Raw genomic sequence first — 19,507 nt, forward strand, 5'->3', positions numbered from 1 at the left:
GCTAAAACAACATTGGGTAAAGTTTGCATTGATATTTGTTTGGTTTTTCTACAGCTTGAAATGGTTCTAACTCAAAATATTTTTGTTCCTTTAAACATGCTAAAAACTTATCAATATCGTCCGTTTCTATAAACAATGTAATTGGAGCAGTCAGTTGGCCTGTATCATCAAAACAAGAGTCTATATGTGCTCTGTCGAGATAAACAACACCTATTTCTTCAACTTGGGCTTCTTCAAGAAGTTTCGTCTCAAAACCCGCTGTGTCAAGTTGCTCTAGTACTGAATAAAGCTTATCAATATCGTTTTTCAAAGACTTAGTTAAATATTCATTTAACATACCATTCAAATGATTTTCAACTGAACCGAATTTGTCTTTCATCAAGCAAATGGTCTTGAGGTTTTTCTTGATCGGACTATATGTACTTTGTTTTAATTTAGGCTTTAAGAAGTCTATGATGATCTTGTTCCTCTGCTCTTCTGTGACAAACCTTGAAGATTCCCCAACCTTTAGATAGAGATGAATAAGAGCGTTTGTAATAGTATACTTAAGTATTTGATGCTTCGAGTTTTTTAACATTTCTCACAATAACTGTAATTGTCAACTCTGTTATTATAAAGCCTGATACTACCGTGCGACAATAAGTGTAAAGGACGGGGGATCAGTCTTGGAGATAAGACTGTATGATTTGTGAATGATTTAACTATGGAATGCGACCAATCTCAACTCGATTCCGACCATTTTGTTTTGCTTTATACATGGCTTTATCTGCACTAATAAGAAGCTCTTGGATGGAGTTGCAATTGCTAGCATTGGCTACCCCAATACTGACCGTTATGCTGAATTCATCATGAAAACGCCGTTTTTCGACAGTCTCTCTAAGTTCTTCAGCGAGCAACGAAGACTCATATATGTCCATTCCTTGACAAATGATCAGAAATTCTTCCCCACCCCATCGACCAAATGTTTGGCGACTAAACAGGGATTGTTTCAGGGTATCTGCTAGCTCTACAAGAACATGATCTCCACTACTATGTCCATAACGATCATTAACTGACTTAAAGTGATCTACATCGAGCAAAATGATTGAGAATGTTTCCGTATCACTCGAGCTCCAACCACCGAGTTGCTCGAGCACCAAAGATAGCTTCCTTCTGTTATATAAACCTGTTAAATAATCTGTTTCAGATAACCTTCTCAGCTCTTTTTCAAGATGCACTTGATGTGTGACATCTTCGATAACGGCTTGAACTGCGGGTCGACCTTTCCATTCAACCAGATTATCGTAAACACTGAAAAAGCGTTTTTTGCCGTCGAAGCAAATGTTCTCAACAACAACTTTAGATCGACTGATTTCGCCATTCAACACTTTTAGATACCTTTCCTTAACAGCGTCATGATGCTCTGAGGGAATAAAGTCCAGTAACTCAACATTCTTTAACACATATTCAATTGACGGAGCATGCATCAGTTCCACCCATGCTTGATTAACCATAACAGGAGAAAAATCTTGATGTACACTAATACCCTGCCCCGAACACAAAACAAGGCGCTTGTAATTCTCGTCAACTTCTCTGCGCTGTCTTATATCTGCTCCGACTAAGCTCAAATCAAGTAGAACCAAATATAGATGATCTTTTTGTTTATCTACGGGGCTCTTGACCAGTTGTAGCGCCTCGAACTCTCTTCCAAATCTACCTACAAATTTTGTAACACCAACGTTCAACCAGCTCCCCCTTTTTGGCATTGAACTAAGATCTGCGGTATCGCCCACAACTAGGTCGGCAACTGTTGATGTACATTTAAGAAAGTGCGCACTACTGCTATAGCCAAACATTGAAGCTCCCGCCTCATCGATTTCAACAATGTTTAATCCGTTAAGAACCATTGTGCCATATAGGGAATAAGTAGAGAGCATACAGTCAGACATCCTTATCGTTTTTGCAACTGACTTTGCAATAGTTTGACAAAAAGCATAACTATTGAACTAGCCGATATAAACTTATTGAACATTCGCAACCAAGGCAAGCAATAACTACGAAATCTAGGCTATCTTGAATTTGTCAACCGCAAACGCGCGTCTCCTGCAAAGCTTGTCCATCTAAACTTTGATTCAAGGCCGCTTGAGATTTATCCGCCACATATCAAACCTTCCGATAGTCACGCATTTATCTATACATATCTGCTAGGTTGAAGTCCTCCACTCCATTTTTTGAAAAGAGCCTTTCTAGCCAATTATATGAGCCCTCATGTAACCAACAAATCAGAACACTTTGACTTGTGTGAGCTAACTAAGGGGTTCAATCATGTTCTATTTCTTAGGTAGGGCGCACTCCAATTCCACATTGGCTAATAACATTAATCGTAATTTTTGTAACTTTCTCCATGTACAACTCACTTTGATGACCCTAGAAAAAATAGTTTTAAATGTTGTTTATGCGAAACTGGCCACGTAAGCAACCAAGCAGATTGACTTTTTTTCTATAAAGCTCTCAATTAAAATTCAATTGATTCAAATCAATTTAGAGTCAGCATTCATTGTTATTATCGATTATATTAGCGATACCTATTATTTACTTATCAACATACAAAATGACAATGGAAGGTGGCCAATGTTAAGAGATATCAAACTAGGAAAAAAAATCGGGTTAGGTTTTGGTATTGTTCTTACAATACTTTCCATTGTGCTAGTCGTTGCTGTTACTGCTCTTCAACGTGCTGATGTTGGGATTAGTGAGTATAGGGAGCTAGCTCGAGATTCAAATTTGTCAGGTAGGCTTCAAGCGAACATGCTGATGGTAAGCATGAATGTTAAAGATTACCTAATTACACAAAGCGATAAAGACTTGGACGAATATTCGGACTACGTTAACAAGATGAACTCTTATTTGGATGAAGCGAAGAAAGAAATTCAAAAACCTGAGCGAGCCCAAATCATTAGAGAGATTACTGAAGCGCTGAGCGACTATCAGAAAGCATTTGATGAAGTTGTAAAACTCATCGCTCATCGAAATGAAATTGAGTTAACCCGCCTTGTTCCATCTGGCGAAAGAATGTTGAGTTTAATCGACAAGATTATTGAATTTAGCTACGAAAACGGCAATTCCGAAGCTGTTTACCATGCTGGTCATGTTCGAAACAAATTATTAATAGGCAGACTCTACGTTGCTAAGTTCCTTCACAGTAATCTACCGACTGATTTTGATACGGCAAGGGAAAACCTGGTAAGGGTTGTTGCGAAAGAAATTCAAGACTTTGAAAATGGTCTACAAAACCCTGAGCAACGGGCGGCGTTGATGTCATTACACAAGGCCCACGATGACTATGTACTGGCCTTGAAAGACATAAATGACCTCATTAATAAAAGAAATTACATTATACTAAACACGCTTGACGTTATCGGCCCCAAGGTCGCACAAAATGTCGAAGACATGAAATTATCGGTGATAAAAGACCAGGACACACTTGGCCCAATATTGAAAGCGAATACTGACAACAGTGTAACCATAATATTGCTACTCTCTGCTATCGCACTTGCTCTCGGTATTTTAGCTGCTTATGTTATTACTCGTGTTATCACACAACCTATTCAAAAGGCGGTCGATGCGGCGAACCAACTCGCCAATGGAGAACTGAATGTTAATGTAGGCAAAACCTCTAAAGATGAAACAGGCATACTATTAGATGCAGTTCAAAATACAACGAACAACCTAAAGCAAATGATTTCGACTATCTCAAACTCCAGCTCAGAGCTCGCTTCTGCCTCTGAAGAGCTTGCCGTAGTGACAGAGCAAACTTCAAAAGGGATTAGTCAACAGGAAACTGAAACCGAGATGGTTGCTACTGCTATGAACGAAATGACGACAACCGTTCATGATGTTGCTGATAACGCACAAAAAGCGTCAGACGCAGCGAATCAGGCAGATAATGAAGCGATTGAAGGGGCTTCAGTTATCCAAAAAACGATTGGCTCAATCAACTCATTGTCTGATAGTGTCAATCACTCCTCTGATAAGCTCAATGAAGTTCAACGCGAAGTGATCAATATTGGAAATATCTTGAAAGTAATTGGTGAAATTGCAGACCAAACTAACCTGCTCGCGTTGAACGCCGCAATCGAAGCAGCTCGGGCGGGAGAGCAAGGACGAGGATTTGCTGTGGTGGCAGATGAAGTGCGTTCTCTAGCAGAAAGAACGAAAGGTTCTACTTCTGAAATCCAAACAATTATTGAACAGTTACAAGGCAGTACACAAAGTACAGTAGACGCCATGGATCAAGGTATTGCACAAGCAGAAAACTGTGTGGCTCTTGCGAGTCAAGCAAGTGTCGCACTAGAGGCAATCACACATGCGATAAGTGTCATTAATGATATGAACATGCAAATTGCCAGTGCATCAGAACAACAGAGTGTTGTCGCTGAAGATATTAACAAAAGTGTGGTTAGCGTTAAACGCGTAGCAGAGGAGAACGCTGTAGCAGCGAACCAAACTAGTAGCGCTAGCGCCGAAATTGCTCGATTGGCAGAAGGGCTTGGTCAATTAGTCAGACAGTTTAAAATATGATCAGAGGCTACTTTAAAAAGCAGGGAATGTGTCTGAGCCATCTCTCTGCTTTCATTGCAATGAACCATTTGAAGGGAAAGGCTGTTGTTGAAATTACATTTTGATGCAGATCGACTAGAAGTTCTTAAGTCTTGCCTTGTAGACGCAAAAATTTCATACATGGAAATGCTGCCCATTTTTTACTCTGTAGTATCTGAAAGTCAGAATTCGGTGGTGCTAACCAATTCGAACAGAGAAATAATTTATGTAAATGAAGCTTTCGAATCATTAAGTGGTTACAGGCTAGTAGAAGTATTAGGGAAAAGCCCAAGCATACTAAAGTCGAAGAAAACGCCATTGACTGTGTATCAAGAGCTAAACCATACGCTGAAAAAGGGAGAGGTTTGGAAAGGTGTATTTACAAACCTTCATAAAAATGGTGATGAGTATATTGAAGAAGCTGTCATCACCCCTATTGTTAGCAATGAGGGCTTAATCCTCTTCTATTTTGCCGAAAAGAAAGACATCACTTCTCTGGTTAGCGCAGAGAGTAGTGTTCGAAAACTGACTCACTTTGACAGCCTAACGGATCTTCCCAATCGAAACCATTTTATTGAATATGCTTCAGGACTTGTGAGCAGGGAGCACAACAATGAGAATTACTTTACCGCAATCTTCTGCGATCTAAATCGCTTTAAGGAGTTAAATGATAACCTTGGTCACCAAGCTGGAGATGTTGCGTTAGTTGAAGTCGCAAAACGCATTCAGAAAGTCATCCAACCAGGTGACTTTGCGGCCCGATTGAGTGGAGATGAGTTTGTTATTATCCACAAAAACACTTCTGAAGACGGCACCCGAAAACTCATCCATGACTTGATTGCCATTTCTCACTCTACCTACACGATAGAGCGGCAAGAAATTTCACTCTCCATGAGCATTGGTTCCGCTAAGTGGCCGCAAGATGGCAAGACACTCCGTGAAGTGATGTCGCGTGCTGATCTCGCCATGTATGAAGCCAAATCGACTGGCAGAGATTACTTTCGGTACACTGAGCAAGTAGGCTCACGCTTTTATAGAGACATTACACTTTCGCGTAAGATTGCCTCAGCATTAGATAAGCAAAAAATGTACCTTCTGTATCAACCTAAGCTTGATCTAGCTAGTGGCCGTATGTGTGGTTTGGAGGCCCTACTTCGTTGGTCTGATGAAGATTTGGGTCATGTTACACCTGCTGAGTTTATACCCATTGCAGAAAAACACAAGTTAATGAACCTCGTCGGTGGGTGGGTCATTCAGCAAGCCTGTCACCAACTCAAGGAGTGGCAGGGTCTAGGGATAGATATTTCAGGTAGATTGGCTATTAACGTGTCTGTTCAACAAATTGAACACCCTGACTTTTTCGATAGTGTCTGTAACACGCTCGATAGGGAAGGTGTTTCACCGAGTATGATAGAGCTTGAGGTGACCGAGTCAGTGTTAATGCGAGAGCCAGCAAAAGCGATGGCAGTGCTCACAAGGTTAAGTGATTTAGGCTTTTCTATTGCAATCGATGATTTTGGTACTGGGTTTTCTTCACTTGCTTATCTTTCTCAGCTGAATGCGAAGTTACTGAAGATTGATAAAGTATTTATCGATGGTGTTACGACGAATTTTCGTGATCGAATGATAGTAAAGTCGGTGATCGAGCTGTCTAACAACCTTGGCTTGAAAGTAATAGCAGAGGGGGTCGAAACATCAGAGCAACTGAAGTGCCTTCAGGAAATGGGCTGCCATGCGATACAGGGTTATTACTATTCAAGACCTCAAATGGCTGAAGACATTTGCACATTCGTGACCAAGAAACCAACTAACAGAAATTGAATTTTTCTCCAGTGAGTGAACATTGAAGTTATTTAATCTACACAGAATCAGCTTAAGAGCTCTCATTCTATTGCTGTGTGTCTTCGCTGTGATTGGGGCGACGTCAATCACATTCTTATCAGTGTATGAAGTGCAGCGAATAAAATTGGTAGAGCAGTCGTTAGAATCTAATCGCATTTATGCCTCTAAAATGGCTGAAATGACAGATGAATATTTAACTAGAGCGATGTCTCAGTTGGAGTTTACCGCTATGACGTTGAGCTCTATCTTTGATGACACAGCCTCTGTGAATGAAGAACTAGAGCACTTGTACCAACAAAGTAGCTTTTTCAATTCCACTTATGTGGTTACATCAGGCGCAAAAATTGTTGCAACCTCAATGAATAGAGAAGATTTGCATAATCATATTGTTTCGAGCTTTGGAGCGACACACCCACTGGCTTTGAAGGAGCCATACATTAGCGATCCGTTAATCTCTCCAGCAGGAAATTATATGATTAATATGACCCACCCTATCATCTCAGCAGATGGATACCTAGGCTATATCGGAGGGAGTGTTTACCTTGACCAAGAGAGCATGTTAAATCACCTTTTTGGTCACCATAGCTATGATGAAGGCTCGTATCTTTATGTTGTAGATAGAAAGAAAACACTGATCTACCATCCTCAGGTTGAGAGGGTCGGAGAGGTGATTGAGCGCAATCTGGCTATTAATGCGGTGATTAATGGTGAGGTAGGTTCTAAAGATATAGTGAATTCCAAAGGCAAACCCATGTTAGCAGGTTTTCATCCTGTGTCTGAAGTTGGTTGGGGTATTATCGCTCAAACATCTAAAGACAAATTATTTACTGAAATAGATTCTCAGATGTGGACAATGGTTATCAGTTCTGCTCCCCTGTTGACAGTTATGCTAGTCGCAATTTGGTTTGCCGCTTATTGGATTTCTAAGCCACTGTCAAAACTTTCTGATATTGTAAGTAGGTTTGATTCTAACGCCTTGAACCCCCGTCTTTTCGAGAGCATTAGTGGGTGGTATTTTGAAGCATATCAATTGAAATTGACGCTTTCTAGAGCTTTCTTCTCTGTATCTAGAGCCGTTAAAAAGCTAAACGATGAGAACCTAACTGACCCAATGACAAACGTACTTAACCGTAGAGGTTTGTCTAAAGCCATCGAAGATTATTATCACGCCAATGTGCCTTTTACTGTTTTGACGCTAGACATTGATCACTTTAAGCGAGTAAATGATAAGTTTGGTCATAGCGCAGGGGATGATGTTTTGAAACAAACCGCTTTGTTGATTCAGAACGAAGTACGAGACCAGGATATGGTTTGTCGTTCGGGAGGAGAAGAGTTTATTGTGTTTATTGCCGAGATTGATCGCACTATCTCACGTACCGTTGCAGAGAGAATACGAGTATCAATTGAGAGTTTTGACTTTGACGTTGTCGGTCATGTCACAATTTCGATAGGAATGGCTCAATGGTTTGGGGGCGAGCAATCGGTTGGCGCTGTGATTAAAAAAGCCGATGACGCCTTATATGTTGCGAAAAGAAACGGACGCAATCGTGTTTGTGGTGAATTTTGATATAGTTAGTTGTGTGATTCACGGACATCCTTTCAACTATACTGGATGTCTATAGACAGATAAATTCAACGAAGACTACAGTGGGTAAAGATGCATGAAGAGTCTGGTAATGGTAATGCGGGCTTCGTATGTTGTCGATCTGGTATTTCGACCACAAGTAAACTCACCCCTTCGCCAACGGCGGCATCAATTAAAAACAAACGAGAGAGCCAGCGGCCCTCTCGTTAATCTCCAACTCTGTCAGAGCGTCAAGCTTAGCGCCTGCATGTAGGGCATCATCACATTCGTCATTCGGTAGCGTTTAGCGTACTCCCAGAGCTTCTCCTGATTTAATTTGTTGGCTCGCTTTGCCTCTGTAAGTGCTTCAATTGCAACATCAACACCAATTTTATTGCGAAACTTGAAGCACTCAACAATTGTTCGCTCAATGTCCGTAACCAGCACAGGGACACCATCAATCTTTGTGGAGATAACGCCAAAGTCCTCAGTCTCCCTGCTCCTAATTATTTGAATTTTTGGATATTCAACTCGAGGAGCCCTATCACCTTTCTTGATGCATAGCCATACCTGAAAAGGGGCTTGGGTAGTAAGATTATGGTATCTAAGAGCGGACAGAAGGCAGATAATGCCATTTTTGGCTCTGGCTCCAACCACCGCAAAAGACTGCATTTCTGACTCTTCTCGACCAATATATCCATACAGCCCTCTTTGTAGTTTTTCTAGAAGTCCTTTTTCCACAGCGCGACCAAGAGCTGCACGCGTTATGCCAAATTTTGCGGCGTCTGATGTGGTAAATATTGATAGTTCTTTAAGCTTATCTAGGTCTGATGGATTCATAAATGATGATACGTTTTACTATACATTATCTAAATTGTATGCCGTAAAGTATCATCGAGGCATTGTTCATTATTGAATTGAGTCAAAAGTCACATTGTGGGACGTTTCCATGTTCGAGTTTTGATCCTACCGAATCAATTGAGTATCTCGCTAACGCTAATAGTAATTTGACGGAATCACTGAAGCCAGCCTTCAAAACGCTACATTAAATTTGCTGAGACATTGTGCAAACAGTTCACCCCCACTTGCCAAAATGACTTTTCCACACCAAAATAAGACTGTCTATTTATACAGTATTATTTATGAAAGTTATTCCTATTAGCGCACATGCTGGCATCACTGGATTTGAGTCCAGCTACCGAGTACACTCAACTATCTCTAGACCTCGACGAGCTTTTAGTCGAGCACCCCAGCGCAACGTTTATTGGGCGTGCATGTGGTGACTCTATGCAAGGGCTTGGCATATTTGATCAGGATTTGTTGATCGTTGATCGACATGTGGATGTGAAACATAACGACGTTATCGTCGCGAATCTCAATGGTGAGTTTATATGTAAGCAGATTGATATCCACCGCAAGCTATTACTCTCAGCAAATGATAAGTATCAACCATCACTCATTACCGAATGTGACTCTTTCTCGCTAGAAGGTGTTGTCATCCGATCGATACGTTGTCACAGACCAAGTCACCTGCTGAGAACAAAATAATGTATGCCTTAGTCGATGCGAACTCATTTTATTGTAGCGCTGAACAAGTCTTTCGCCCTGATTGGCGCGGTAAACCCATCGTTGTTCTCTCCAACAACGACGGGTGCGTGGTAGCTGCAAATCGACAGGCCAAAGAAGCGGGCATTGAAAAATTCAAACCATTCTTCCAAGTTCAAGCGCTTTGTGAGCAGAAAGGCGTAATCGCCCTATCTTCCAATTATGAGTTATACGCCGACCTATCCTCTAAAATGATGCAAGTAATTGCTCGATTCGCTCCAGAACAACACATCTACAGTATTGATGAATCGTTCCTATCATTCGATCGCTGTTACCCTGCCATTCCATGCCTGAAAACGCATGGAATGAAGCTGAGACGAGCTGTATGGCGAGAATGTCGCTTACCCGTTTGCGTCGGCTTTGGCCCAACTCTTACACTAGCAAAAATCGCTAATCATGCCGCCAAGAAAATACTAGGATATAACGGCGTCTGTGTACTCGATAGCGAACAAAAGCGCAGAGCCATACTATCCAAGCTAAGTGCAGGTGACGTCTGGGGCATTGGTAAAAAGATTCAAGCTCGATTAAAGTTTATGGGCATCAATACAGCTCTAGAACTCGCTGACTATCCACCAGCGCTCGCTCGTAAAGAATTTAACGTCGAAGTAGAACGTACTATTCGAGAGCTCAACGGACAATCATGTAAAGCTTGGGATCAATCGCGGGCAGACAAAAAACAAATTTACTCTACAAGGAGTGCTGGTAAGCGTATTACCGACTTGGAATCATTGCGCCAGGCTTTAGCAAAGCATGCCAATATCGCTTCATCAAAAGCTCGTCAGCAAAACAGCCTGTGTAAAGTCATGTTGTGTTTTGCTAATAGCTCGCCGTTCGATGAGAAGGCCGTAACGCGAAGAGCGGTACATAGGTTTGCCTACCCTACTTCAGATGTCACACAGATCACCAAAGCTGCCACTTTACTGGCAGAAGAGCTATTTTGTGAAGGTGTTCGCTTCTACAAAATTGGCGTCGGACTGCTGGACTTAACCGATGGCAAACATGAACAGTCAGATCTGTTTAACCCTATGCCCAACGACCCAAAACTAATGACAGTGTATGATTCGTTGAACCAACGTTATGGTTCTGACACTTTATTCCTAGGAGCACAAGGAATAGCACAGAAATGGGGTATGCGGCGTGAAATGCTAACTCCTCACTACACAACGAAATGGCAAGATTTGCCAGTCATCAAGTGCGGGTAAAGTCATGGTTAATGCTCTAAGAATATGAATACTTTGTGCATACTAACTATCTATCGCAGCCAGCTTAGATCTGCTCCAAAGTGAATTGCTCTTAATGTAAATACCTCTCAATAAACAACATTTTCAATATTCACTTTATTCAGACTTGCCTTTTTGGTGAAATATTGTACAAACAGCAACACTGAATATGAGCAAAGTCAAGACTATAGATACTATGCTTTGATTTTCACAATCACAGAACTGATTATAAGGCCCTATAGTATTATTTATCAATGGAATACAGCTAATGACTGATCTAAACAACCTCATTTCTTCCGCAGTTAAAGCATCAGGCGCAGACGACTCTATCAATTCTCAACTGACAGAAGCTTTAAAGAAAGAGCTAAGCGGCTATGTGAATCTCGAACTGCTTAAAACAAAACTAGAAGTATTGTACAACTTTGAGAAAAATTATCTTGAGCTTGTCAAAGAGTACAAAGAAGAAATCAAGTTTGCTAGTACATTACAAGAAGATCTACGAAAGGAGCGTTCTAAGTTCTTCTCTGAAACTCTTAAAGAAGTTTCTCATACACTAAGTGAATCTCAAGTAGATGGTGATGTTGCTTCTAAGTGGCTGAAAGAGCTAGTAGATAGCTACACTAAAAGTTTAGATCTGAGCAGTAGTCTTATCGAAGAGCATACGCTTGATACAATTGGCAAAATTCGTGCAGAAGCCAAATCTAACAAACCAACTGTTGCTTCTAGAGATAATAGCTAGTCAATGTGTAGAGATACTCAGATAGAAAGATTGATCACTTCTCTTTACGTCATCAGGGAAAGAAAAGCTTCCGAAGATGGACAGTATAGAAATGCAATCACCACTTTGGTTAGAGTATTACAACTTATAATGCACACGAAAGCGTCTGAAATTAGAATAGCTCCTAGAGCAACGCAGGAGTTATTAACATCCTTAAGGGAAGCAAGGGAAGACCTTGTTTCTCGAACACTTAATGAAGATCCACAACTTTTTGAATCGCTTTTCAAATATGAGAAGAGCGAGAACCTGCTATCCCTCTCTTTTGAAAGGGAATTTTTCATATTCATCAATAAGAACTTGGAAAAGTTTTCTAATCACATATCCGATATAGATGATGAAAGTACGAAGCAAAAGTTGAAAATCATCACCGAAGAATTTGTTAGCTTCAAGCAGTCTAAAACTACATCTTGTATCGACTCATTCTTTCTTGATGATAAAGTCAAACAAATAGAGAAGATATTTTCTATCTTTGATAAAGACAAGGATCGCCTTAATGAAATCAAATATATAAAAAGTAAAGATCAAGTTCTCTTCGAAAGAGAGTTTAATCGTTTGTTAGGAGAATGAAATGGGTTGGTTTAGTAAAGTAGGTGGCGCTCTTCTCGATTGCATTAGCAAACCAGTAGAAGTTTTATGTGATTGGGCTTCTGAGCCTTTGAAAACGAGATCACACGAAAGAAGTGAAGCCGCTAGAGATTCAGCACATCAAAGAAATATGGACACATTAACAGCTCAGTCTAAGTCTGAACACGAAATCAGAACAAAAGAGATGGAGCTTGAGCACGGGCTACGAGCCAAGGAAAAAGAGCTCGATGTAAACCTTGAAGTTCGCAGAGTCCGTGAAATTGAAAAAGCTGTTGCTGAGATCCAAGAATGGAAAAAAGAGAAAGAATTTGAACGTATGGAGCGTACTACGGCTGCAATTGCTCTATACCTAGAACAATTAACGAAGCTAAATGTAGAAACGATTAATGCAATTGGTCATATGCAGCTAGAGCTAAAAGAACGTGCTCAACAACTTGTTTATGAAAAAACAATTCAATACAAAGAGCTACAAGATATAGCCATTGAAGAAGCGATGAATGACTTCATTAGAATTGAAGAGAAGTTTGCTGATAATGAAAGAGCAAAAGATATTCTTATCAAAGCCGTTGACACAAAAATGGGTAATATCATTGATACATCAACTCGCTTCTTGGAAGAGCTGAACCGAGACATCGTTAGCCTCAACCAAAGTATTGATAGGTTGACTAACCAAGGTCAAAAGTTCATTGAAAATCACCTTGAGCGCTTCCACATTACAGATGCTAGTTCTCCACTTGCTCTTGAAAATGGAGAGAAAGCAATCTCATCATTAAAAGACATAAACTAGATTGTAACAATTTAGACTTGATCTGACAGTTGCTCACTTTTCGACTGGGTGCCTGTCAGATTATATCTCGGCTAGATTGATTTTCTGTATTACGTAACTTTGCGATACCTGTGTTGATGATGCGTGATTTACGAGTGTTCTAACATCTGTGATTCACTCTCGGCATCTGTCCACTTACGAGCTACAGCCCCCGTGAGCACGATCACGTAGCTCTCACTGCTTACTGCCTTTGGTCACGAGCCTAAATTCCAATCCAGATTGCTTCGATTGACGTGTCGAGTAACGGTTAGGGAACTTGTCGAAAAAGTCAGACAATTTCTTGAGGCCATAATTACGCGGGTCAAAGTCAGGCTTCAAGCGTTTAAGGTACTGCCCTACTTCACCTAGTTTGGCCCAACCAGATTCATCACGGTAGTTTTGCCATGCTCGATGCATCAATTGCCAAATTTCTTTCTCAACACCAGTTATCTGAGTGGATTGTTGAGGAGGTTGCGTGGACTCTTCCTGTGGCTTATCCCCGTTTAGGTTTTCAATAGCGACAAAATCATCATAAGCATTTTTAAACGAAGCTGGCGTCATTGCCTTACCTACGCCTATAACAAACATTTCAGACTCTCTCAGCCTTGTTGCCAGGCTAGTGAAATCACTATCACTTGAGATGAGTGCAAAAGCATCGAACCTCTGGCTATAAAGCAAATCCATCGCGTCAATAATCATCAATGCATCAGTAGAGTTCTTGCCTGTTGTGTATGCAAATTGCTGCTTCGCTTGAATAGCAAGCTCATTGAGGGTTTGTTTCCAGTTTTTGAGTTGCTCAGTTGAGAAGTCACCATATGCACTCTTAACGATGATTTGGCCGTAACTTGACAGCTCTTCGATGATTGAACTCAATTTAGAATGTGGCGTGTTCTCAGAATCAATGAGAACAGCAATCTTACGACTTCCCATGTTCAATTTCCTCTTCTATACAAGGGCATAGTATCCAAATCGTCAATTAAATGCCACTGCATGCGTATGGAATTAAATGAAAGTTGAAAGGACTTGAATCCCATGGACTAGCGCCCATGAATCTGTCGACGTGTTCAAAGCGGCAGCTTTGGATAAAGAAAAAGCCACTTTTGCATTTACGGAAAAAGTGGCTCAAGTTATTAGTAGGCTCAATTAAGGAGACTCGCTAGTTTCGAGCTCATCACCTATAATCTAATCGGCTTCATAGAAGTGATTTTGGCCTTCCTTGTTAGTTTGGCTATCTAAGTCAAAGTATTCGTTAGTCGCTGTCAACATCGCCATTTCCTTCATTAAGTCAATTGGGAACTGATGGTCTGAAAAGCGATTCAACATTTCCTCTTGGTAGGTGTACCAAGCATGAGGGTGGATGGTTTCGTCTTCAAAATAATGATAAATGGCTTTAGCCCGTTCTAGCCCCGCAAGCCCTCTTGATGCCCTTCTAGCAGCGCGGATATGCTTGTTGTAAAAATAGTCAATAGTCTTCATGTGGCTCCTTACTGCACTACTGAAACATTAGAGCGCTGAGAGCACTTTGGGGCTACCAGGACAAATGGTTCATATTGGCGCTTCATCCTGCAAACAATGTCTTCTGGAACACCATGCACATTTGGATACTCACCTTTCGCTTCTAGCACTTCAATGTCTAGATCCAATTTTAGGGACTGGGCAGCCTTCAAATAGCCTACAATTTCCCACTTTTTGATGAACGTATTTGCAACTACAACGTCATTCCCAGCAAGTAACAAACGCTTCATCTCCAATTGGCACCACTCGTGCGCTTCCTTGATAAAACGGCGATCATGATGGTATTCGCCATCTTTATTGACAAAGAACTGGTCAGCTTCAACAAGCGCCGCATCCATATCGTGAGCCATCGTTGTTTTGCCAGAACCTGGGATACCACGGATTAGCGTAATTTTTTGTTTATTCATTATGTTTACCTTTATTCTTGATTATTTAGTGGTAGAAGGAAGCCTTCATGACACCAGCTTCCTAAATTTCTATTATGTTATTGGGCTCACGTAAACCGACACGCTGGTCATGTACTTCCAAGGAAAGCCAGAAAGCAATGTCTTACGAGGAATAAGCCCACAGTGACTTCAGCGCGTTTAGTTGTAGATTGAAGAGCGATAGTCTTCAAGTTCGCTTTCACTAATGTAGCCACTCTTCAGTAACTCGGTTAGCACAAACTCAGGTAGCTCAGCCATAGAAGAGAACGAATTTTCCCAATTCTCTCTGATAGCCTCTTCAACATCACCTTCACTCAATGCGACATAGGTGTTGCAGTCTCCATCAAGGATTTGTTCTACAGCACATTCCAACGAATTTAGGCTCTCATATGCACTAGCGGTGTAACCCAATTCTTCTGCAAACTCGATTAACGCTGCATATGAATCGACAACAACTTTCTGATCACCAATAACACCGCCATTAGTCATGGATTCAACCAACTGGTGAGCCCTCAGGTTGTTCATGTCCGACTTATCGAGTTCCCGCGAGTAATGGTTAAATACAAAAGTCATGTCATCGGCGTAGCTATCCAGTACCGAATTGATTTCTTTCCCACTTAAGGTTGCGGGTACTTCCATTGCTACTAGTTTGAAAAAACTAAGAAAGTACCTTCTATCCATTTGCTCTAGATGCCTCGCCATAAACGAGCCATTCTCTAGATCCAGTACAAGATAGACAGGCAGAACTTGTTGGTTTCCATCAAAGGCCAACATCGGAGCGCGGTCGCTCTCATCTTCTTTTACTATTTTGATTGGATTTAAAATATCCATGATTTACCTTTATTTTTAATTATTAGTGGTGTGAAGAAGCCAGCCGCACTGCTTACATGCAGCCAGCTCCCAATAATTTTTATGACTATTTGATTATCTTGACGTCAAACCGATCGTCTTGATGTATCTCAAGGATCGTTGAAGGTATTTGTAGACGAAGGACTGAGTCTTCATTGAGGATAGTCGCCCAATTCTTATGGGAACCACCCGAAGTTGCATATCCAGATATGAGCGCAATATCGCTATCAATCCGAGCACCTGAATCACGCCCAAAAGCTCTACAAAGAGGGCGACCTAGAAACTCAATGCCTTTACCGTATTCGCGAATTTCTTCGATTGCAGTGATCTCTACCGTTATGGGTGCGCTATTGTAGATTTCGTCCAACTCTTCTACCTCGTCAGAGACAAAGCCTGGAAATATCCATGCGTTTTGCTCTTTGTCCCATGTGCCACCTAACCAACGGCATTCCTCGACAAGAAGAGAGTTGTAATCTGACTTGAGCGACACTATACCCTGCTCTGCTTGAGCCTCCGCACTAGCGCTAAGTTTATAAATTAAGTCGGTTCCGTACTTAGATCGTACAGAGATATCTTCTACTGCGAGGCAGTGTTCACCAAGCTCTAAGTTTTCAGAATTCGAATCAATAAGCAGTTTACATTTGTGTTTGCTTGCCGTTTCTGCGGCGAAATATTTGCGGTTTCTTTTTATTATATTGAGAATCATTATTTTTCCTTTTTATTTATTAATCATAGTGTTGCATTCCCCTTGGTTTTTGAATTGATGCCCTACGAATAGAGCTTTGTTAATTAATCCTGTATGTCAGGACAAACGATCCTTTGCGTATCACGAGTGATTTTGTAAGCAATTTTCTCCTTGTACTTCTCTAGATTGTGGATCTGGATATCTGCTGGAATCCCCGTATCACGACGAACGCCCACCAATTTCCAGCCTTTAGTGTTACGAACTAAATCGACGAATGTGGCCTGTGGCACACCATTATAGGCACTAGCAACCTTGGTATAGACTGTAATACTAGCCTCAATGCCTCGCTGATCATGCTTGTACAGTACGTCATCCAAACTCTGTTGAAGCGTGCTGACCTTCTCGTAAAAATTATCCAGTGATAACGTTCTGGCTCGTGATCTTGATTGTGCTTTCTCGAGCTCTTCCCTTACGTTACGGATCTCTGTGTTTGATTTTTTTGTCATTGCAAAAAGCCTTTATATTGTTGTGATAGTTGTATTCTTATTATTGTTTTTGCCTTCGACAGGAATAGTAACCCCAAAGAAATGGACACTTCAAGCCATTGATTTCATTGAAAATATTATAAATAATAATTGAATTACAGATTATTATTTATAATAGTAAATAAGCAGTAAAAAGCATTATTATTCAGACAGTTACGACTTAGATGAGTCAATATTTGTGAAGATTAGTTCGAAAGGAAGCAATAGAATTAAATTGCGTTTACTTGATATAGATCAATTTTGATCATGTGATCACAGCTTCTCAATATACAGTTGAAGTGAAATTCAGAATGGTCTCGTAAGACTGTGCTTGGCGGATTAGATACTGGAGGCCTTTAAAAATAATTCGAGGATTGCGGCAATCTGAGCCCAGTGGCACTCCCCATTTTTGATTAGAGGTAAAGACATTAGTAGCCTTTACCTCTGTATGTTTACATTTTACTGGCTAGAGCTCGCCTGCTGCTCTATCTCTTGCAGCATTTTTTCTACTTGCTGAATACGGCTCATGCAGTGCTGATAGGCTTCTGTGCCTTGTTTTACCAGTGGAATGATGCGATCAACATCTGGAACATTTTGCTGAGAAAGCTCCTCTGCTGCTGATTTAAGCTTCGAGTAATTATCCATGTAACTGCTAGTTTGTTGGTTCATTCTTCGCATCCTTCTGGAAATAGTGGTTGGTTACCGTCGCACTGCCATCATGCAATTGGACTGTATACTGTTGATTATTTACAAGTTGTTGAGTGCTTTTAATTACGTGGCCTTCATCATCACACATCAGTGCGTAGCCACGTTCTAAAACTCTCTGAGGGTCATAGGCCTCGATTAATCTCTTGTCATTTCGGACTAAATCTTGGTGAGTAGACAAAGCCCTCTTGGCATTCACAAAGAGAACATTTGTATCTTGTTGGATCTCATGTTGTTGGCTTTGTACATGCATCCGCGCATACATAACCAATGAGTTTGAGGCTGCAACCGTCTGATTACGGGCAATATATATCGAGTTTTTGGAAGACTGGCTCAGGTTGAGCCAAAGTTGACGAGTGTCTCGTTTATGGTTGTGAAGCCGATGTTCTGCTAACTGCTTTAAGTCCCTGTAGTCCGATAAAACATTTTGCTTCGCAAGCATCAGTACTGCGACACTCGATTGTTTCATAATCTGCTGCTCCGCAAGGACGGCAGATTTGGAGCCACTCAGCGCCTTGTTTGCTTGATGAAACACTTGCTCATGAAGGCGATTAAGCGCAATACGTGATGAATTAAATTTCTGGTTTGCGTTGGCACTAAGATATTGGAACTGTCGATTAACCAAGTCTCCATTTTCTCTCACTCGGTTTTGGGCTCGCTCAAACAAACGATGACCGAACTCTTCAACGTGATTACGCCAACAGGTTAAAGCGTTATTTTTTCCTTTGTCTATACGTTCACTTTGCTGCTCAATAGACTGTCGTTGATGGTTACATAGCGATTGCGCTGAGTTATGCAACTTAGAGTAATTCGCGCTAACAGACTGCACGTTTTGAATTATGGTGAGTTTGATGTGCTCAATGACCTTAGTCGGCGTCGCAAAGGATTGGTTCGCAAATTCATCAAGAATGACAGAGTCTGTGCTGTGCCCGATACCCGTGAAAACAGGGTATGGACAACGGCAAACCAACCGAGCAAGTCTAGGTTCACTGAGTTCGTTAAGGCCAGCCTTATCACCACCACCTCGAATCACGCATACTGCATCATACGCATGTTCATTTTGAACTAGTTCAGTAAACGCCATCTCAATGGTTCTTATCCTAGCCTCACCTTGAAATGATGCGTAGAAATAGTCGAATTGACACAAGTCGTGCTGTTCAAGCAAATGCGCTACACTGCGAAAGTCACTCAACCCAGCCGCATTTTGCGGTGCAATCACAGCAACCCTTGTAAACTCAGTAGGAGTTCTCAAGCGTTGATTTAAATCTGCTTCTCTTTTATCGGTCAGCCAGTAGCGGATCTGCTGTAACTTTAACTCAAATGCCCCAATCGTGTAGCTTGGGTTAATGTCAACGATGGTCAAGCTAAAACCAAATTTGGTATGAAAATCAACTTTCACTAAACAAAGAATGCTCAAGCCTTCAGCAAACCTCATTCGAGTGCTTTGTTCAAACTTCTCAAGAATAGACGTGCAATCTGAGTAAATAACAGCACGCGCTTGAGATTCTCCCCCACCGTCACTGCTATCTGATAGCTGCAAATACACATTGCCAGATCGATTTCGATTTACACTGGTTACCTCTGCCGTCACCCAATGCCGACCAGGAACACTTCGCTTTATTACCGCACTCACATGCTTTAATAACTGAGAAAGGGACTGCTCAGCACATCCCGATGTCTCCGCTTTCAATATATTCGACATTGCACATCCTTATCTGAGGCTAGCTTCCTAAAGCAACGGGAACACTATAAGAAACACTAACAATCAACTGCACCATTTATATACTGCAATAAATAATTTAGTTGCATATATGAGCAATGTCAAAC

At 41.1% G+C, this 19,507-nt stretch carries 18 protein-coding genes and 1 pseudogene; 8 read left to right on the plus strand and 11 right to left on the minus strand.

The features are described from left to right. Position 1 precedes the first annotated feature (1 nt). Positions 2-577 (minus strand): DUF2913 family protein, encoded by a 576-nt coding sequence (locus tag ViNHUV68_RS09755; RefSeq protein ID WP_391087769.1) that lies wholly within the window; start codon positions 575-577, stop codon positions 2-4. 124 nt (positions 578-701) lie between these two features. Continuing rightward, a complete protein-coding gene (locus tag ViNHUV68_RS09760) occupies positions 702-1,916 on the minus strand; it encodes a diguanylate cyclase (protein WP_391087772.1) in 1,215 nt (404 codons plus the stop codon). A 694-nt stretch (positions 1,917-2,610) separates the two neighbouring features. On the opposite strand from ViNHUV68_RS09760, the gene ViNHUV68_RS09765 reads away from it, so the two are divergent. The 3 genes from ViNHUV68_RS09765 (at position 2,611) to ViNHUV68_RS09775 (ending at position 7,987) form a co-directional block, all read left to right on the plus strand. Continuing rightward, on the plus strand, positions 2,611-4,560 hold the full coding sequence (locus ViNHUV68_RS09765; protein WP_391087775.1) for a methyl-accepting chemotaxis protein: 1,950 nt from the start codon (positions 2,611-2,613) through the stop codon (positions 4,558-4,560). 84 nt (positions 4,561-4,644) lie between these two features. After that, positions 4,645-6,399: an EAL domain-containing protein gene (locus ViNHUV68_RS09770; RefSeq protein ID WP_391087778.1), complete on the plus strand. Its 1,755-nt coding sequence runs from the start codon at positions 4,645-4,647 to the stop codon at positions 6,397-6,399. Positions 6,400-6,589: 190 nt separating this feature from the next. Beyond that, a complete protein-coding gene (locus ViNHUV68_RS09775) occupies positions 6,590-7,987 on the plus strand; it encodes a diguanylate cyclase (protein ID WP_391087781.1) in 1,398 nt (465 codons plus the stop codon). A gap of 240 nt (positions 7,988-8,227) precedes the next feature. Here the strand turns inward: ViNHUV68_RS09775 and ViNHUV68_RS09780 are convergent, their stop codons facing one another. After that, a complete protein-coding gene (locus ViNHUV68_RS09780; RefSeq protein WP_391087784.1) occupies positions 8,228-8,824 on the minus strand; it encodes a type IV toxin-antitoxin system AbiEi family antitoxin domain-containing protein in 597 nt (198 codons plus the stop codon). Between the two features lie 302 nt (positions 8,825-9,126). On the opposite strand from ViNHUV68_RS09780, the pseudogene ViNHUV68_RS09785 reads away from it, so the two are divergent. The 5 genes and pseudogenes from ViNHUV68_RS09785 to ViNHUV68_RS09805 all read left to right on the plus strand — a co-directional run bounded on the left by ViNHUV68_RS09785 (position 9,127) and on the right by ViNHUV68_RS09805 (position 12,959). Beyond that, a pseudogene (locus ViNHUV68_RS09785) lies at positions 9,127-9,532 on the plus strand (LexA family protein). Beyond that, positions 9,532-10,791, plus strand: coding sequence for a DUF4113 domain-containing protein (locus ViNHUV68_RS09790; protein WP_391087786.1), 1,260 nt, complete (start codon positions 9,532-9,534; stop codon positions 10,789-10,791). The pseudogene ViNHUV68_RS09785 and the gene ViNHUV68_RS09790 overlap by 1 nt, the downstream one beginning before the upstream one ends. A gap of 286 nt (positions 10,792-11,077) precedes the next feature. Beyond that, positions 11,078-11,548 (plus strand): hypothetical protein, encoded by a 471-nt coding sequence (locus tag ViNHUV68_RS09795; protein WP_025587135.1) that lies wholly within the window; start codon positions 11,078-11,080, stop codon positions 11,546-11,548. A gap of 3 nt (positions 11,549-11,551) precedes the next feature. Continuing rightward, positions 11,552-12,154, plus strand: a complete 603-nt coding sequence (locus tag ViNHUV68_RS09800) for a hypothetical protein (protein WP_391087789.1) — start codon at positions 11,552-11,554, stop codon at positions 12,152-12,154. 1 nt (position 12,155) lies between these two features. Further along, positions 12,156-12,959 carry a hypothetical protein gene (locus ViNHUV68_RS09805; RefSeq protein ID WP_025587137.1) on the plus strand — a complete coding sequence of 268 codons (804 nt, stop codon included), beginning with the start codon at positions 12,156-12,158 and terminating at the stop codon, positions 12,957-12,959. Positions 12,960-13,172: 213 nt separating this feature from the next. On the opposite strand, the gene ViNHUV68_RS09810 is transcribed toward ViNHUV68_RS09805, so the two are convergent. From ViNHUV68_RS09810 to xseA, 8 genes are all read right to left on the minus strand, one after another. Continuing rightward, positions 13,173-13,907, minus strand: coding sequence for an NYN domain-containing protein (locus ViNHUV68_RS09810; protein ID WP_391087792.1), 735 nt, complete (start codon positions 13,905-13,907; stop codon positions 13,173-13,175). Positions 13,908-14,159: 252 nt separating this feature from the next. Then, positions 14,160-14,453 (minus strand): hypothetical protein, encoded by a 294-nt coding sequence (locus ViNHUV68_RS09815; protein WP_391087795.1) that lies wholly within the window; start codon positions 14,451-14,453, stop codon positions 14,160-14,162. A gap of 8 nt (positions 14,454-14,461) precedes the next feature. Continuing rightward, positions 14,462-14,899 (minus strand): AAA family ATPase, encoded by a 438-nt coding sequence (locus tag ViNHUV68_RS09820; protein WP_391087798.1) that lies wholly within the window; start codon positions 14,897-14,899, stop codon positions 14,462-14,464. A gap of 177 nt (positions 14,900-15,076) precedes the next feature. Beyond that, positions 15,077-15,748: a hypothetical protein gene (locus tag ViNHUV68_RS09825; protein ID WP_391087801.1), complete on the minus strand. Its 672-nt coding sequence runs from the start codon at positions 15,746-15,748 to the stop codon at positions 15,077-15,079. Between the two features lie 85 nt (positions 15,749-15,833). Next, the gene (locus ViNHUV68_RS09830) at positions 15,834-16,472 is read right to left on the minus strand and encodes a hypothetical protein (RefSeq protein WP_391087804.1); all 639 of its coding nucleotides are present in this window, start codon (positions 16,470-16,472) and stop codon (positions 15,834-15,836) included. A gap of 83 nt (positions 16,473-16,555) precedes the next feature. Continuing rightward, positions 16,556-16,957, minus strand: coding sequence for a hypothetical protein (locus ViNHUV68_RS09835; protein WP_391087807.1), 402 nt, complete (start codon positions 16,955-16,957; stop codon positions 16,556-16,558). A 477-nt stretch (positions 16,958-17,434) separates the two neighbouring features. Further along, positions 17,435-17,644 carry an exodeoxyribonuclease VII small subunit gene (gene xseB / locus ViNHUV68_RS09840; RefSeq protein ID WP_371714921.1) on the minus strand — a complete coding sequence of 70 codons (210 nt, stop codon included), beginning with the start codon at positions 17,642-17,644 and terminating at the stop codon, positions 17,435-17,437. Next, positions 17,628-19,382 (minus strand): exodeoxyribonuclease VII large subunit, encoded by a 1,755-nt coding sequence (gene xseA, locus ViNHUV68_RS09845; RefSeq protein WP_391087810.1) that lies wholly within the window; start codon positions 19,380-19,382, stop codon positions 17,628-17,630. Before xseA ends, xseB begins: the two co-directional genes overlap by 17 nt. Positions 19,383-19,507 lie beyond the last annotated feature (125 nt).

Source organism: Vibrio sp. NH-UV-68 (assembly GCF_042940635.1).
Classification (GTDB): Bacteria; Pseudomonadota; Gammaproteobacteria; order Enterobacterales; family Vibrionaceae; genus Vibrio; species Vibrio pacinii.